The organism is Agromyces excoecariae, assembly GCF_051715505.1.
In the GTDB taxonomy this organism is placed as follows: domain Bacteria; phylum Actinomycetota; class Actinomycetes; order Actinomycetales; family Microbacteriaceae; genus Agromyces.
In genome coordinates, this window is sequence record NZ_JBPSLA010000001.1 from 578,454 (window position 1) to 593,463 (window position 15,010).

Below are 15,010 nucleotides of genomic sequence, written 5' to 3' on the forward strand. Positions count from 1 at the left end.
AACCTCCCGGCTTCGCCCGCTGCGGTTCGGCCTAGGCTGAGCTCGCAGCCTGGGTCGTGAGGGTCCGGGGTGTCGACGGAATCGCCGGCAGGCTCGTCGACCCCACGTACCGGGGGCTTCATCCGGTGAGCGACGTCATGCAGGGGTTCTCAGCGGCTCCAGGGCGTCGAGGATGAGGTCGAGGCCGAAGACGAACTCGTCCGCCGGGTCGAAGCCGGCCGCGACGAGCGCCGCGGCGGATTCGTTGAGGTGGGGGAACTGCTCGCGAGGGAGCTGGGGCAGGTAGACGTCCTCGGCGAGGTCCGCGAACTCGCCGGCGGTGTCGAACGGCAGGCTGGCCTCCTGCAGGGCGAAGCCGTAGACGTAGCTGTCGAGCAGCCAATTCGCGTGGGTCGCCATCGAGACCGGGAATCCGGCCGTTCGCAGGCAGGCCAGGACCGCCTCGTGATGGCGGAGGTTCGCGGGCCCCGGCGAGGTCCGCGACTCCATCAGGCCGATCGCCCACGGGTGGCGTGCGAGAACCCGGCGGGCGGATGCCGCCCTCCCGCGCATCGCCGACTGCCAGTCGATCCCGTCGCGCGGGAGCTCGATCTCGTCGAACACCACGTCGATCATCGCGTCGAGGAGTTCCTCCTTGCTCGCCACGTAGTGGTACAGCGACATCGCCCCCGCGCCGAGCGTGCGCGCGAGCTGGCGCATGCTCATCCCCTCGGCGCCCTCGCGGTCGGCGAGCCGGATCGCCTCGGCCACCACCCGCTCCTTGCTGAGGCCCGCGTCTGTCGCGGCCTGGCGTTGGTCCCTCGCAGACACGGCTCTCCTCGTTCGAACGGCTTGACAATCGTACAGCGTACGGTCATAGTACAGCGTACGACGTACGGTGTACGAGCCAGCGGGAGTCGCGGCTCGTGCGTGAGGAGGGCTCCATGGGAATCGAACAGCGATCGGATCCCGACACGTCCCCGGCGCGGGGTGCGGGTCCGGCCGGGGCGGCGACGATGCGCGCCGCCGTCCAGCACCGCTACGGCCCGCCCTCGGTGCTCGAGTCGTCGGAGGTCGGGCGGCCGTCGCCCGGCCGGGGCGAGGTGCTCGTCCGCGTGCGTGCGGCCTCGGTGCATCCCGGCGACTACTTCATCATGACCGGTGAGCCGTACGTGGTGCGCCTGGCGTTCGGGCTCCGTCGGCCGCGCCGGGGCATTCCCGGCATGGACCTCGCCGGCGTGGTGTCGGCGGTCGGGGAGGGAGTCACCGCGCTCCGTCCCGGTGACGAGGTGTTCGGCTGGAGTACCACGGGGTCGCTCGCCGAGTACGCCGCGGTGCCCGCGGACGACCTCGTGCCCGTGCCTGCCGGCGTCTCGCTCGTCGAGGCGGCGGCCGTGCCCACCTCGGCCATGACGGCGTTGCAGGCGCTGCGCGACATCGCGAACGTTCGACCGGGCCAGAACGTGCTGGTCACCGGGGCTTCGGGCGGCGTGGGCTCCTTCGCCGTGCAGATCGCCACGGCGTTCGGCGCCGAGGTGACGGGAGTGTGCAGCACCCGCAACCTCGACCTCGCCCGATCGCTCGGAGCCGACCACGTCATCGACTACACGGAAGCCGACTTCACCCGTTCCGGCAAACGCTACGACGTCATCCTCGACAACGTGGAGGCTCAGCCGCTGGCGGCGGTCCGCCGAGCACTGGCACCCACGGGCGTCGTGATCCCCAACAGCGGACGAGGCGGCCGCTGGCTCGGCCCGATCGGCCGGGTCGTCACGGCGCGCGTGCGGTCGGGGTTCACCCGCCAGAAGCTGAGGCCCTTCACGTCGTTCGGGAAGCGGCAGGACCTGCTCGCGCTGGCCGAGCTGCTGACGGCCGGGCAGGTCACGCCCGTCATCGACCGCACCTACGCCCTCGACGACGCCGCCGACGCCCTCCGCCACGTCGGAGCCGGGCACACCCGGGGGAAGGTCGTGATCACCGTCTGACATACGCACCGACGACGACCCATCCCGTGGGCGTGCACGTCCAACCCGCCGCCACTCCGGCGGACGGACCGCTCACCTCGAAAGGACCTACCGATGACCATGCGGACCAACACCTCCAACCCGCTCGACACCCTGCCGATCCCGGTGCAGGCCAAGCTCGCCGCCGCCTGGACGAGCTTCATGTTCCTCTACCTCTACGTCGACTACCTCCACCTGTACCGGCCCGGCACCGTCGACGGCATCCTGGCGGGCGTCGTCTTCGAGTTCGACGTCAGCTCGGCGTTGCTGACCGCGTTCCTCGCGCTGATCTCGATCCCGGCGCTGATGGTGATGCTCTCCATGACGCTCCCCGCGCGCATGAACCGCGCCGCCAACCTCGTCGTGGCAGCGCTCTACATCCCCGTCACGGCGTTCAACGCGGTCGGCGAGACCTGGGACTGGGCCGTCTTCTACGGGCTCTCCATCGGGCTCGAGCTGCTGCTGCTCGCGTTCATCCTGCGCTCCGCCTGGACGTGGCCGCGAGTCCCGGTCGTCGCGGCCGATCCCACCACCGACGTTCGGCAGGACGTTCGACGCTAGTGTCCGCGCGAGGCGCATGGGCCGGACGAGCCGTTCGGTCGAGGTCGAGCCGGCGTCGTGTGGGCGAGACGGAGCTCCCGGATCATCTCCTCGAGCCCGGCGACCTCAGTGCGCAGCCCCGCGACCTGCGCCTCGGACGCGGCGACCCCCTCACGTCACGGTCGACGCGACCGCGAGCCACCACACCGGGAACGCGATCCAGGCGAGCCCGCCGAGCACGACGGCGATTCCGAAGAGCGCCGACCTGAGCGCCGAGCCGTCGGCCGCGAGGAACCCGATGCCGCCGATGACCGCGCAGGCCGCGAGTGCGGCGGCGATCGCGATGGCGAGCACCGTGAGCCAGCCCGGCAGCGCGCCCGCGTCGCGGGCGACACCCGCGGCGACGGCGGCCCATGCGAAGGCCACGACGGTCGCCACGACCGCAACCACCGACTGCGCCCGCAGGTCGGCGAGTCCGCCGAGCATGAGGAGTGTCACGATCGCGAGCGCTGCGGCGCCCGCGCAGGCGACGACGGTCAGCGCCCACAGCCATGGACCCGCGGCGACGTAGCGGGCGAGCAGCACCATCGCGACGATCCACGGCAGGGCGCCGATGGCCGTGAGCCAGTCGTTCACCGGGCCGAGCCACGACCACCTCGACTGCGGGTTCGAGAAGGGCGTCGCGAGCACGAAGAACAGGATGAGCGCGACGAGCGACGCGAGACTCACGAACCCCTGCAGCCCCGCCCAGATGCGGACCTGCTCGGTTCCGGCCGCTCGGTCGATGGCGAGATCCATGATCCCCACCTCCCGGAGGTGTCCTCGAGTCCATCGTCCTCCCCATCGGGTCCGTTGTCACCGGTTCGAGGAGTCGGCGCGGCCGACGGCGAACGGCGTGACAATGGACGCATGCGGGTCCAGGTGCTGCACATCGACGACTGCGGGAACTGGCGGGATGCCGCTGCGCTCGCGCGGTCGGTCCTCGATGAGTTCGGCCGCCCGGACGTGCCGGTCGAGTCCGTGCTGATCGAGACGGAGGAGCAGGCCGCGCGGACCGGCTTCGCCGGATCGCCGACCGTGCTCGTCGACGGTGCGGATGTCGCCGGAGCGGATGCCGCCGACCCCGTCGACGCCGCCGGGGTCGGCGCGGTCGGTGCGCTCGCCTGCCGGATCTACCGCACCGAGCACGGGCCCGCCGGCCTGCCCGCGAGGTCTCGGATCGAGGCTGCGATCCGCGCGCGCGAGTAGGCGGGGTTCGCCCGTCGGTGACGCTCGCCTCGGGAGGGCCCGCGTGCGAGGCTGGCGGCATGTGGATCGGGTGGATCGAGTTCGACCTGCTGCTCGGCGATGTGCACTCGCTGAAGGAGAAGCGCGCCGTCGTCCGGCCGATCCTCGCCGACTTGCGTCGTGCGACCGAGGCATCCGTCGCCGAGGTCGGCGCCCATGACCTGCATCGCCGGGCCGAGCTCGGCGTGGCGGTCGCGGCGGCCGGAGCGGAACGGGTCACCGAGGTGCTCGATCGGTCGGAGCGTCTCGTGGCGTCGCGACCCGAGGTGACGCTCCTCGGCGCGCGACGCCGGCTTCGGCGCTCCGACGACGACTGACGCGCCGCGCGCACGTCGATCAGGCGACGCGCACGCCGTCCTTCCAGGTCTCCGCGACGAGCGGCACGCCCGGACGGTAGGCGAGGTGCACGTGGCTCGGGGCGTCCAGTACCGCCAGATCTGCGCGCATTCCCGGCCGGATGGCGCCGACATCCGCACGCCGCAGCGCTGCCGCACCGCCGGCGGTCGCGGCCCATACGGCTTCTGCAGGCGTCATGCCCATGTCGCGGACCGCGACAGCGATGCAGAACGGCATCGAGCTCGTGAAGCTCGACCCGGGATTGCAGTCGCTCGCGAGCGCGACCGTCACGCCCGCGTCGATGAGTCGACGCGCATCGGGGTAGGGCTGCCGGGTCGAGAACTCGACACCCGGCAGCAGCGTCGCCACGGTCGACGAAGCCGCGAGCGCCGAGACGTCCGCGTCGGCGAGGTAGGTGCAGTGGTCGACGGATGCCGCGCCGAGTTCGACGGCCAGCCTGACCCCCGGGCCTTCGCCGAGCTGGTTGCCGTGCACCCGCACGCCGAGCCCGGCCGCTCGGCCTGCCTCGAGCACGCGCCTCGACTGCTCCGCGGTGAACGCACCGCGTTCGCAGAAGGCGTCGACCCAGCGCGAGTACGGCGTGCACGCCTCCAGCATCTCGCCGACGACGAGGTCGACGTACGCGTCGGCGCCCGGGCCGTCGGGCTCCCGGAACTCGAACGGGACCACATGCGCGCCGAGGAATGTGACCTCGTCGGTCACCTCGGCCGCGAGCCGAGCCAGCCGTGCCTCGTCGGCGACGCCGAGCCCGTAGCCCGTCTTGATCTCGAACGTCGTGGTGCCCTGGCGGTGCAGTTCATCGACGAAGCCCGCGAGCCGGGACCGCAGCTCATCGTCGGTCGCTGCACGTGTCGCCGCGACGGTCGAACGGATGCCGCCGGCCTCGTATGCCCGTCCGGCCATACGAGCCGCGAACTCCGCGGCGCGGTCGCCACCGAACACGAGGTGGGTGTGGCTGTCGACGAAGCCCGGGATGACGGCCCGACCGCCGAGGTCGACGACCTCGACCTCGGCGTCCCACGCGGTGCGGTGCTCGTCGCCGTCTCGGCGATCCTCGCGGTCGTGCCGGACCTCGTCAGCGTGCGACGGTGCGTTGGCCGCCGGCCCCGCCCAGACGACGCGACCGTCCTCGACGAGTACGGCCGCATCGCGGACGATGCCCGACGTCCCGCCGTCGCGTCCTTCGGTCGGCTCGTTCGTGACCAGCTCGCCGATGTTCGTCAGCAGCATCCACCGCACCGCACCGCCGTCTGTCATGCGTCCATCATGGGCACGTTCAGGCCGCGCTCGCGAGCCACCTCGACGGCTCGGTCGTAGCCCGCGTCGACGTGGCGCATCACGCCCGTGCCGGGGTCGTTGACCAGCACGCGGGCGATCTTCTCGGCAGCGAGGTCGGTGCCGTCGGCGACCACGACCTGGCCGGCGTGGATCGAACGGCCGATGCCGACGCCGCCGCCGTGGTGGATCGACACCCAGGTCGCACCCGAGGCGGTGTTCAGCAGCGCGTTCAGCAGCGGCCAGTCGGCGATCGCGTCGGAGCCGTCGGCCATCGACTCGGTCTCGCGGTACGGCGACGCCACCGAGCCGGAGTCGAGGTGGTCGCGACCGATGACGATCGGCGCGGAGAGCTCGCCCGAGGCGACCATCTCGTTGAACTTCAGGCCCGCGAGGTGGCGCTCCTTGTAGCCCAGCCAGCAGATGCGCGCGGGCAGGCCCTCGAAGTGGACCTTCTCGCCGGCCTGCTCGATCCAGCGGCGGAGGTGCGCGTCCTCGGGGAACAGCTCGAGGATGGCGCGGTCGGTCGCGGCGATGTCGGCCGGGTCGCCCGAGAGCGCCGCCCAGCGGAACGGGCCCTTGCCCTCGGCGAAGAGCGGGCGGATGTACGCCGGGACGAAGCCCGGGAAGTCGAAGGCGTGCTCGTAGCCGCCGAGCTCGGCCTCGCGCCGGATCGAGTTGCCGTAGTCGAAGACCTCGGCGCCCCGCGCCTGGAAGCCGACCATGGCCTCGACGTGCGCCGCCATCGACCGGCGCGCGAGCTCGGTGAACTCGTGCGGGTCGGAGGCCGCGAGCGCGTGCCACTCCTCGACGGAGACGCCGACGGGCAGGTACGAGAGCGGGTCGTGCGCGCTCGTCTGGTCGGTGACGATGTCGATCGCGACGCCGCGCTCGAGCAGCTCGGGGAAGACGGATGCCGCGTTGCCGACGACGCCGACGCTGAGCGCGCGACCCTCGGCCTTCGCGGCGAGCACTCGCTCGACCGCGGCGTCCAGCGACGGCGCGACCTCGTCGAGGTAGCCGTGCTCGACCCGGCGGGTGAGGCGGGTCTCATCGACGTCGACGATGAGCACGGCGCCGCCGTTCATCGTCACGGCGAGCGGCTGCGCGCCGCCCATGCCGCCGCAGCCGGCGGTGAGGGTCAGGGTGCCCGCGAGCGACGCGTCGGCGACCTCGTCGGCCGAGGCGCCGCGCTTCGCCGCGAGCGAGCGGGCGACGGCGCCGAAGGTCTCGTAGGTGCCCTGCAGGATGCCCTGCGTGCCGATGTAGATCCACGACCCGGCCGTCATCTGGCCGTACATCGTGAGGCCGAGCTGCTCGAGCCGGCGGAACTCGGGCCAGGTCGCCCAGTCGCCGACGAGGTTCGAGTTGGCGATGAGCACGCGGGGCGCCCACTCGTGGGTGCGGAAGACGCCGACGGGCTTGCCGGACTGCACCAGCAGCGTCTCGTCGGGCTCGAGCTCGCGGAGCGTGCGCGTGATCGCGTCGAACGCCTCCCAATTGCGGGCGGCCTTGCCGGTGCCGCCGTAGACGATGAGGTCCTCGGGACGTTCGGCGACCTCGGGGTCGAGGTTGTTCATGAGCATGCGCAGCGGCGCCTCGGTCTGCCAGCTCTTCGCCGAGAGCTCGGTGCCGTGGGCGGCGCGGACGGTGCGGGGGCCGGCGACGGCGTCGGCCTCGGTGGGTGCGGCGGTGGTCATGTTCCGATCCCACACCCTCGCGGGGGCGTCGACAACGGATGCCGCCGGGCTCGCGTCCGGGATCCCGGACTCGCCGGGTCGGCACGCCCGACTGGCGGGCGGGACGTCGCAGCGGCGCGGGCGACTCAGCCGAGGCTGACGCCGCGTGCCGCCATGAACGGGACCGCGTCGGTGGCGACGCCGTCGAGCCGCACCTCGAAGTGGAGGTGGCACCCCGTCGAGGCGCCGGTGCTGCCGACCGCGCCGATCAGCTCGCCCGCTGCGACGACCTGGCCCTCGCCGACGAGGATGCCGCCGTCGCGCAGGTGCGCGTAGCCGGTCGTGACGCCGTCGCCGTGGTCGAGGAGGATCCAGTTGCCGTACGAGCCGTTGCGACCGGCCGTGACGACGACGCCGCCGGTCGCGGCGAAGACGCCCGTCCCGCATTGCGCGGCGATGTCGGTGCCCCGGTGGAACTCGTTCACGCCGGGAAGCGGCTTGTCGGGCCGCGGGCCGAAGCCGTCGGTGATCGACCCGGAGGCGGGCGAGGCCCAGCCCTGTTCGCTCAGCTGACCGCCGTCGGCCGGGATGTTCGAGAACGCCGAGGTCACGTCGGAGGCGGCGAGTCGCGTCTGCGCTCCACTCAGTGCCGCACGAGCGGCCGCCACGACGCCTTCGGCGACGACGACGTCGTTCTCGAACTCGTCGATCGGGATGGCGTCGACCGCCTCCCAGGCGGCCGCGGCGCGCTCCTCGGCCGCATCGGCGTCGGCGTCGCGACGCTCGGCGATCGCACGCAGGCGATCGGAGTCGCCGGCGAGCTTCTGCACGCGATCCATGCCGGCGAGGCCCGCGAGCAGGTCCTTGCCGGAGCCCATCGCGGCCGCCATCGAGCGCATCGCCGCGCCGTCGCCCTCGACCGCGTCGAGGTAGACGCTGGCCGCGGTCTCGGCCGCGTGGCGGGCGTCGGCGGCCTGCTCGTCGAGGCGCTCCGCGACCGCGCGGGCGACGGTGCGAGTGCTGCGTGCGGAGGCGAGCGCCGCCTCGGCACTCCGGAGCTCCGTCATCGCGAGCGTGAGCTTCGTGCGGAGGCCGGAGATCGCCGACGTCCGCGAGTCGGCCGTGCCGACCGTCGTGACCCTGAGCATCTGCGCGACCGGGCCGTCGCCGACGAGGACGAAGGGTGCCGAGACGCCGGGCGCCTGCGGCGCCGGAGCGGGCGCCGGCGCCGGGCTGGGCGTCGGCGTGGGGTCCGGCGTGGGCGTGGGATCCGGCGTGGGCGTCGGGTCGGGGGTCGGCGTCGGGTCGGGAGTGGGTGTCGGGTCGGGAGTGGGTGTCGGGTCGGGAGTGGGCGTCGGGTCGGGGGTCGGCGTCGGGTCGGGAGTGGGTGTCGGATCCGGCGTCGGCGCCGGCTCCCCGGTCGCCGGTGGATCGGTCGGTGCGGGATCGCCGGTCGCGTCGGCCGTCGGATCGGCGGTCGTGGCCGTGCCGTCGGCTTCGCTCGAGACCGAGGTCGTCGTGACGAGTTCCTCCGCGCCGGCCGGCGCGATCGCCGAGAGGCTGAACAGCAGGCCGCCGGCGATCGCCGCGATCGCAGCGGTGCACCTCCGAGCGGGCCTCGCTCGGAACGGGTCTCGTTCGTCGATGTCTCGGGTTTGGAACATAGGGCTTCCTCGGCCGGCAATCCTCGCCGGCACCCCCCAAGTCTGCCCTGTTCCGGGAACGGCGCACAAGGACCCCGGTCCCCGCGGTGCTCCCCCGTTCGGGGCTCAGCGCGCGCTCGGGTCAGGCGAGCGCGGCGCCCGCTCCCGCGCGCTCGAGCACCGCGCCCGATCGGACCGCATCCACGACCCGCTCGATCTCAGGGGAGAGGAAGCGGTCCGCGCCCGGGATCGCCCCGCTGGAGGCGACGAGTTCGACGACCCGGCCGGTCGCGGCTCCGGGCTCCAGCGGCGCCCGGAGCGCGAGGCCGCGAGCGGCCGTCAGGACCTCGATCGCGACGACACGGGTGAGCCCGTCGATCGCGCGACGGAGCTTGCGCGCGGCGGCCCAGCCCATCGACACGTGGTCCTCCTGCATGGCCGACGACGGGATCGAGTCGACCGACGCGGGGACGGCGAGGCGCTTGAGCTCCGAGACGATCCCCGCGGCGGTGTACTGGGCGATCATGAGCCCGGAGTCGACGCCGACCTCGTGCGCGAGGAAGGGCGGAAGGCCGTGGTTGCGGGCCTTGTCGAGGAACCGGTCGGTGCGACGTTCGCTCATGGAGGCGACATCCGCCACCGCGATCGCGAGGAAGTCGAGCACGTACGCGACGGGCGCGCCGTGGAAGTTGCCGTTCGACTCGACGCGACCATCGGCGGTCAGCACCGGGTTGTCGACGGCGCTCGCCAGCTCGGCCTCGGCGACGGATGCGGCGTGCGCGAGCGTGTCGCGCGCGGCGCCGTGCACTTGCGGCGCGCAACGCAGCGAGTACGCGTCCTGCACCCGCGTGCACTCGGGGCCCTTGTGGCTCGCCACGATGGGCGAGCCCGCGAGCAGGCTCCGGATGTTGGCGGCCGAGACGGCCTGGCCGCGCTGCGGCCGGAGCGCGTGCAGGTCTGCGGCGAACACGGCGTCGGTGCCCATGAGTCCCTCGACGCTCATCGCCGCGGCGACGTCGGCGGTGGCGAGCAGCATCCTGAGGTCGTGGATCGCCAGGGCGAGCATGCCGAGCATGCCGTCGGTGCCGTTGATGAGGGCGAGGCCCTCCTTCTCGCCGAGGTGGAGCGGGGCGATGCCGGCCGCGTCGAGGGCGGTGGCGGCATCCGTCGGCGCCGTGTGCGACCCCTCGGATGCGGTGCCGCGCACGCGCACGTCGCCTTCGCCCATCGCGACCAGCGCGCAGTGCGCGAGCGGCGCGAGGTCGCCCGAGCAGCCGAGCGAGCCGTACTCGCGCACGACCGGGGTGATGCCGGCGTTCAGGATGGCGGCGTAGGTCTCGGCGGTCTCGCGGCGCACGCCCGTGCGGCCGGTCATGAGCGTCGAGAGGCGCAGCAGCATGAGCGCGCGCACGACCTCGCGCTCGACCTCGGGACCGGAGCCCGCGGCGTGCGAGCGGACGAGGCTCGCCTGCAGCTGCGGGCGGCGGTCCTCGGCGATGAAGGTCGTCGCGAGCGCGCCGAATCCCGTCGAGATGCCGTAGTGCGGCTGCGGGTCGGCCGCCAGGTCGTCGATGATCGCACGGCTCGCGGCGACCTCGTCGATCGCGCCCGGGTCGAGCTCGACGCGGGCGTCGTGGCGGGCGACGGCGACGACGTCGTCGATCGACAGCGGTCCGGTGCCGACGGTGACGGATGCCGCGGTGCGGGCTGGTGCGGGCGCGATCGTGCTCATACGTCCGATTCCACACCGTCGTCGCGCGGGTCGGAACGCGGGGGAGTACGCTGCCGTCCGGGATACCGGACGAAGGGCGAGGGCATGTCGGACGCATCGAAGGTGCCTGCGGCCGACCAGGTGCTGCGGATCCTCAGCCACCTCGCGACCCAGCGCGGCCCGGTGCCCGCCGCCTCGATCGCGTCCGCGCTCGGGCTCCCCCGCTCGACCACCTACCACCTGCTCGGCGTGCTCCAGGAGCGGGGCTTCGTCGTGCACCTGCCCGAGGAACGCCGCTACGGCCTCGGCGTCGCCGCGTTCGAGCTCTCCAGCGGGTTCAGTCGCCAGCAGCCGCTCACGCGGCTCGGCCGCCCGCTCGTCGCGGCCCTCGTCGACCGCCTCGGCGAGTCGGGCCACCTCGCCGTGCTGCACGGCCGCGACGTGCTGTACCTCGTGGAGGAGCGCGCCCCGCGACGGCCGTCGCTCGTCTCCGACGTCGGCGTGCGTCTCCCGGCCCACCTGACCGCCTCGGGTCGCGCGATGCTGCAGGCGCTCCCGCCCGCGCAGCTGCGCGCGCTCTACCCCGACCGGGCCGCGTTCGCCGACCTCCCCTCGACGACGGATGCCGCCCCCTGGACGTACGCGCGCCTGAAGTCCGTGCTCGCCGAGGCGCGGGCCGCGGGCGTCGCCGGCGAGCACGGCGAGGTCACGCGGGGGCTCGCCTCCGTCGGTGCACCCGTGCTCGACCACCTCGGCTGGCCCGCAGCCGCGATCGCGGTCACGTTCGCCGAGGGCGCGTCCGACGAACTGGTGGACGCGGCGAGCGGAGCCGTCATCGACGCAGCCGCGACGCTCTCGCGACGGATCGGCGCTCGCTGAATCCGCGCCCGCTGTACCGGCTCCCGCAGATCAGGCGCCGGGCGAGCCGCCGGCGCTGCGACGGGTCGCACGACGGATCCGGTCCCGGAGACGTGCGGCCAGACTCCGGGTATCCGGATGCCGAGTCCCGGCCGGCACGTCCACCGCGCCCGACGAGTTCAGGATGACGAATCCGACGCGGAGGCGTCCCCCACCCAGGAAGGCGGTCGCGTCCGCGTCGAGACGGAGCCGGACGCGGCCGGAACGCGCCACCACGGCGCTGCGACGGATGACCGGACCCGACCGATGCTCGAGCCGCACGAGCACGCTCGCGCCGTCGGGAAGTCCGTCGAGGTGCGCGGACACGCGCAGACGCGCGCCGGGCCGTCGGAGGCGGAGCCGTCGGACGACCGGGGCGGGCGATGGAAGGCCGCCCGACGTCTCGAACCGACCTCGATGGCGCGCCTGCGCGGAACGCTGCACCTCGGCCCATCGTGCGACGGTGGAGGCGGCGTCCGAGGAGGCCGCAGCACGGCGTGCGGCCTCGCGCATGCGCCGACGCTCGGCTTCGGGCAGCGTCGCGAACGCGACGACCGCGTCCGCGAGTGCGGCGACGTCGCCCGGCCGCGCGAGGAACCCGGTCACGCCGTCCTCGATGACGTCCGCCGGACCGTACGGCACGTCGTAGGCGACCGGCACGCATCCCCTCGCCATCGCCTCGAGGAGCACGAGCGGCGCGCCCTCCGACGTGCTCGTGAGCAGGGTCAGCGACGCCTCGGCGAACGCGTCCGCAGCGTGGGCGCGATAGCCGACGAAGGCGACCGAATCCTCGAGCCCCGCACGGTCGGCGGCATCGCGCAGCCGCTCGCGTTCCGGTCCGTCCCCGATCACCGTGAGCCGGACGGACGCCCCGCGGGACCGCGCCACTCGGACGCATTCGATCGCGTGGTCGATGCGCTTGCGCGAGGTCAGTCCCGCGACCACGACGATGGAGGCGGGATCGCGACGCGGTCCCGCGCCGGGATCCGCCGGACGGCGGACCTCCGGCGTGGCGTTCGGGACGACCGCGAAGGTGCCGGCGCCGACGAGCAGTGCATCGGCATCGGCTCGCTGGCGTTCGGTGAGGAACACGACGGCGTCGAATGCCTCCGGGTGGGTGAGCGCGTCCCGCCGCGAGGCGCGGATCACGCCGAGGGGGCGCTCCGCTCCTGCGAGGTGCGAGTTGTGCACGACGTGGATCGTGACGAGCTCGGGCCGACGGACCGCCGCGACGAAGCGAGCGGCCGTCTTGCTGTCGACGATCGCGAAGGCGGGGCCGTCGCCCGCGACGTCCGAGATCCAGTCCGCGTAGCACGACCATGCCGATCGCCAGGTGCGCAGGGGGCGCTCGTCGGCGTCGAGCGCGGTCATGACGCGCCGGATCCGCCCGGAACGATGCCGCTCGTCGATGAGCGCGAGGGAGCCGTCGGCGCGACGATGCTCGATGCGGAGGCCGCCGTCGACCTCGTGGGTCTCGACCGTCCCGGGACCCGCCACGCGGACGTCGCCGCGGACGTCGTCGTACAGGTTGCGGAGGCGTACGCCCGGCACGAGCCGGCCCTGGCGGGTCAGTCGTTCCGCGATCGCGATGTGGTCCGGCCGGGCGTCGAACGTGAGCACGTCGACCTCCGCGCCGCCGAGCTCGACGAAGCTCCGGGACCGGTGGAGCAGGGCGGCCGTCATCCCGCCGGGCGAATCGGGGATGGCCCACGTGATCGCGAGCTGCCGACCCGCCGGCAGTCCGTCGGGAGGCACGCCCTCGGCGACGGACCCGGGGGCTCGCACGGGCGAGGGGGTCCCGCGCGGCGGGGCTGGCCGCGTCATCCTGCGGGCGTCAGCCATGGCCGGAGCATCCGCGTCACCCAGGGCAGCACCCAATACGTCATGATCGGCGTGAGCACGAGCGTCGTGACGAGCACCCGCAGCGCGAGCGGCACGTCCTCCCACCACGGCGCGAGCGCGACGAGCAGCGTGAACGCGAGGTTCACGGGGAAGAAGCCGAGCCAGATGCTGACCGCCTGCTTCCAGCGCGGGGGAGCGGGCGGGAGCGCGGCATCCGCCGGCCCCGAGTCATCCGTCACCGCCGGCACCGAGCCCGTGGCGGGGTCGTCGAACCACCCCTCGATGCCGGTTCGGCGCTTCGCCCTCTCCGCCCGCACGAACCCCCGGCCCATCTCGAGCCACCACGAGCGCTCGGGCGATCGCTCCCAGGCCTCGAGGGTCTCCTCGTTCGCGAAGCGGTAGAGCATGTGCCACACGTCCGAGTCCTCGCCGGCGCGCACCCATCCCGACCCGAGGAAGCCCGGGTAGCGATTGGCGAGGTTCACGCCGGTCTGCACCCAGACCGTCGCCTCCGCGATGCGGTCGGGATCGACCTCGCGGCGGATCGACACGGTGATCGGTTCGGTGCCCATGCCTCCATCACAGCGCATGCGCATGTCAGGCGCATTGCGGGGCGGAGTCGCGTTCGGGAGCGCCGCGCTCGGCGGGTCCCGGCGGACGGGCCGCGCTCGCCGGATCGCGTCGGCGCGTCGCTCGCCGGTCAGCCGAGGTGCGCGTGCAGGAAGGCCGCGACCCGTTCCCGGAGGCCCTCGTCGAGGATTCCGATCGAGTGCGCCCCGCCCGGCACCACCGCGAGCTCGACCTCCACCGCCGACGCGCCGAGCGTGTCGGCGAATCGCTGCGACTGGGCGAGCGGGATGATCTCTGACTCGGCGTGCCCGATGAAGAACGGCGGGTCGGTGGGGTCGACCTGCGCCGTCGCCGACGCATCGATCGCCTGCGGGCATCGCTCGTCGGGCGTCCCCGGCTCGCACCCGAGGAAGTCGCCCACGATGCTGCGCAGCCAGTCGGACGCGGCATCCGCGTCGAGCTCGGGCAGGCCGAGCCCGACCGGGCCGGAGAGCTCGGCGACCGCGGCGACGCGCGAGCCCACGTCGAGCGGTCCCTCGCCGAGCGTGCCGAGGAGCGCCGCGAGGTGCCCGCCGGCGGAACCGCCGAACGCGCCGATGCGGGCGGGGTCGATGTCGAACCGCTCGAGCTGCTCCGGTTCGCGCAGCCACGCGACCGCGGCCGCGACGTCGTCGATCTGCGCCGGGTAGACCGCGTCGGGCACGAGCCGGTAATTGACGGATGCCGCGACGAAGCCCTCGCTCGCGAGCCACAGGCAGACGTTGCGCCAGTCGGCGTTCGCCTTGTCGCCGCGCGCCCAGCTGCCCCCGTGCACCGAGACGACCGCCGCGTTCGCGCCGGCGATGGCGGATGCCGCCGGGCGGCACACGTCGAGCGTCAGGACCGTGCCGTCCTCGGCGACCGCGTACTCGAGGTCGGCGTCGACGCGGAGGTCGGCGGGCGCCTCGAACGTCCGGATGCCGATGATCTCGTTGCCCGCGACCTCGCTCGACGCCTGCCGCGCGCTCGGGTCCAGCTCGCGCAGCGGCTGGTGGAACGCGGACGCCACGGCGGCGACCGCCAGCGCTGCGCTCACGGCGAGGGCGATCCGCACCGGCCGGCGACGCCGGCTGCCGCGGAAGCCGGAGGGTCGGGTCATGGGTGGGGGGCTCCGGGGTTCTGGGGTGAGGTGATGCTACCCCAGGATCGGCGCGATGCCGACACCGGATCGGGTGGTGTCCGCGGGCC

General features: G+C 73.5%; 14 protein-coding genes. 5 read left to right on the forward strand and 9 right to left on the reverse strand.

Annotated elements, in window-relative coordinates; all coding sequences use genetic code 11:
- Window positions 1-135: 135 nt before the first annotated feature.
- Window positions 136-810, reverse strand: coding sequence for a TetR/AcrR family transcriptional regulator (locus ACSJD1_RS02710; protein WP_438853772.1), 675 nt, complete (start codon window positions 808-810; stop codon window positions 136-138).
- 113 nt (window positions 811-923) lie between these two features.
- Between ACSJD1_RS02710 and ACSJD1_RS02715 the strand changes: the two genes are divergently transcribed.
- A complete protein-coding gene (locus tag ACSJD1_RS02715; RefSeq protein WP_438853773.1) occupies window positions 924-1,964 on the forward strand; it encodes an NAD(P)-dependent alcohol dehydrogenase in 1,041 nt (346 codons plus the stop codon).
- Between the two features lie 93 nt (window positions 1,965-2,057).
- Window positions 2,058-2,543 (forward strand): DUF6326 family protein, encoded by a 486-nt coding sequence (locus tag ACSJD1_RS02720; protein WP_438853774.1) that lies wholly within the window; start codon window positions 2,058-2,060, stop codon window positions 2,541-2,543.
- Window positions 2,544-2,693: 150 nt separating this feature from the next.
- Here the strand turns inward: ACSJD1_RS02720 and ACSJD1_RS02725 are convergent, their stop codons facing one another.
- Window positions 2,694-3,320 carry a hypothetical protein gene (locus tag ACSJD1_RS02725; protein ID WP_438853775.1) on the reverse strand — a complete coding sequence of 209 codons (627 nt, stop codon included), beginning with the start codon at window positions 3,318-3,320 and terminating at the stop codon, window positions 2,694-2,696.
- A 111-nt stretch (window positions 3,321-3,431) separates the two neighbouring features.
- On the opposite strand from ACSJD1_RS02725, the gene ACSJD1_RS02730 reads away from it, so the two are divergent.
- Both ACSJD1_RS02730 and ACSJD1_RS02735 read left to right on the forward strand, forming a co-directional pair.
- Window positions 3,432-3,770 (forward strand): hypothetical protein, encoded by a 339-nt coding sequence (locus ACSJD1_RS02730; RefSeq protein WP_438853776.1) that lies wholly within the window; start codon window positions 3,432-3,434, stop codon window positions 3,768-3,770.
- Between the two features lie 59 nt (window positions 3,771-3,829).
- A complete protein-coding gene (locus ACSJD1_RS02735; RefSeq protein ID WP_438853777.1) occupies window positions 3,830-4,126 on the forward strand; it encodes a DUF503 domain-containing protein in 297 nt (98 codons plus the stop codon).
- 19 nt (window positions 4,127-4,145) lie between these two features.
- Here ACSJD1_RS02735 and hutI read toward each other — a convergent pair whose 3' ends face one another.
- From hutI to hutH, 4 genes are all read right to left on the reverse strand, one after another.
- On the reverse strand, window positions 4,146-5,423 hold the full coding sequence (gene hutI / locus ACSJD1_RS02740) for an imidazolonepropionase (protein WP_438853778.1): 1,278 nt from the start codon (window positions 5,421-5,423) through the stop codon (window positions 4,146-4,148).
- The gene (gene hutU / locus ACSJD1_RS02745; RefSeq protein ID WP_438853779.1) at window positions 5,420-7,141 is read right to left on the reverse strand and encodes a urocanate hydratase; all 1,722 of its coding nucleotides are present in this window, start codon (window positions 7,139-7,141) and stop codon (window positions 5,420-5,422) included. The genes hutI and hutU overlap by 4 nt, the downstream gene beginning before the upstream one ends.
- 125 nt (window positions 7,142-7,266) lie before the next feature.
- Window positions 7,267-8,784 (reverse strand): M23 family metallopeptidase, encoded by a 1,518-nt coding sequence (locus tag ACSJD1_RS02750; protein WP_438853780.1) that lies wholly within the window; start codon window positions 8,782-8,784, stop codon window positions 7,267-7,269.
- 121 nt (window positions 8,785-8,905) lie between these two features.
- Window positions 8,906-10,495 carry a histidine ammonia-lyase gene (hutH, locus tag ACSJD1_RS02755; protein WP_438853781.1) on the reverse strand — a complete coding sequence of 530 codons (1,590 nt, stop codon included), beginning with the start codon at window positions 10,493-10,495 and terminating at the stop codon, window positions 8,906-8,908.
- A gap of 84 nt (window positions 10,496-10,579) precedes the next feature.
- On the opposite strand from hutH, the gene ACSJD1_RS02760 reads away from it, so the two are divergent.
- A complete protein-coding gene (locus ACSJD1_RS02760; protein WP_438853782.1) occupies window positions 10,580-11,353 on the forward strand; it encodes an IclR family transcriptional regulator in 774 nt (257 codons plus the stop codon).
- Window positions 11,354-11,383: 30 nt separating this feature from the next.
- Here ACSJD1_RS02760 and ACSJD1_RS02765 read toward each other — a convergent pair whose 3' ends face one another.
- The 3 genes from ACSJD1_RS02765 to ACSJD1_RS02775 form a co-directional block, all read right to left on the reverse strand.
- Window positions 11,384-13,213: a glycosyltransferase gene (locus tag ACSJD1_RS02765; RefSeq protein WP_438853783.1), complete on the reverse strand. Its 1,830-nt coding sequence runs from the start codon at window positions 13,211-13,213 to the stop codon at window positions 11,384-11,386.
- Window positions 13,192-13,785: an antibiotic biosynthesis monooxygenase gene (locus tag ACSJD1_RS02770; RefSeq protein WP_438853784.1), complete on the reverse strand. Its 594-nt coding sequence runs from the start codon at window positions 13,783-13,785 to the stop codon at window positions 13,192-13,194. The genes ACSJD1_RS02765 and ACSJD1_RS02770 overlap by 22 nt, the downstream gene beginning before the upstream one ends.
- A gap of 128 nt (window positions 13,786-13,913) precedes the next feature.
- Complete coding sequence (locus ACSJD1_RS02775; protein ID WP_438853785.1) at window positions 13,914-14,921, reverse strand: alpha/beta hydrolase fold domain-containing protein; 1,008 nt, start codon at window positions 14,919-14,921, stop codon at window positions 13,914-13,916.
- Between the last annotated feature and the right edge of the window lie 89 nt (window positions 14,922-15,010).

Excerpts from the sequence above, each read along its gene's own strand:
- ACSJD1_RS02735 (WP_438853777.1), top strand. The coding sequence starts at position 3,830 with ATGTGGATCGGGTGGATCGAGTTCGACCTGCTGCTCGGCGATGTGCAC.
- ACSJD1_RS02730 (WP_438853776.1), top strand. The coding sequence starts at position 3,432 with ATGCGGGTCCAGGTGCTGCACATCGACGACTGCGGGAACTGGCGGGAT.
- ACSJD1_RS02720 (WP_438853774.1), top strand. The coding sequence starts at position 2,058 with ATGACCATGCGGACCAACACCTCCAACCCGCTCGACACCCTGCCGATC.
- ACSJD1_RS02775 (WP_438853785.1), bottom strand. The coding sequence starts at position 14,921 with ATGACCCGACCCTCCGGCTTCCGCGGCAGCCGGCGTCGCCGGCCGGTG.
- hutH (WP_438853781.1), bottom strand. The coding sequence starts at position 10,495 with ATGAGCACGATCGCGCCCGCACCAGCCCGCACCGCGGCATCCGTCACC.
- ACSJD1_RS02750 (WP_438853780.1), bottom strand. The coding sequence starts at position 8,784 with ATGTTCCAAACCCGAGACATCGACGAACGAGACCCGTTCCGAGCGAGG.
- hutU (WP_438853779.1), bottom strand. The coding sequence starts at position 7,141 with ATGACCACCGCCGCACCCACCGAGGCCGACGCCGTCGCCGGCCCCCGC.
- ACSJD1_RS02770 (WP_438853784.1), bottom strand. The coding sequence starts at position 13,785 with ATGGGCACCGAACCGATCACCGTGTCGATCCGCCGCGAGGTCGATCCC.
- ACSJD1_RS02760 (WP_438853782.1), top strand. The coding sequence starts at position 10,580 with ATGTCGGACGCATCGAAGGTGCCTGCGGCCGACCAGGTGCTGCGGATC.
- ACSJD1_RS02725 (WP_438853775.1), bottom strand. The coding sequence starts at position 3,320 with ATGGATCTCGCCATCGACCGAGCGGCCGGAACCGAGCAGGTCCGCATC.
- ACSJD1_RS02765 (WP_438853783.1), bottom strand. The coding sequence starts at position 13,213 with ATGGCTGACGCCCGCAGGATGACGCGGCCAGCCCCGCCGCGCGGGACC.
- hutI (WP_438853778.1), bottom strand. The coding sequence starts at position 5,423 with ATGACAGACGGCGGTGCGGTGCGGTGGATGCTGCTGACGAACATCGGC.
- ACSJD1_RS02715 (WP_438853773.1), top strand. The coding sequence starts at position 924 with ATGGGAATCGAACAGCGATCGGATCCCGACACGTCCCCGGCGCGGGGT.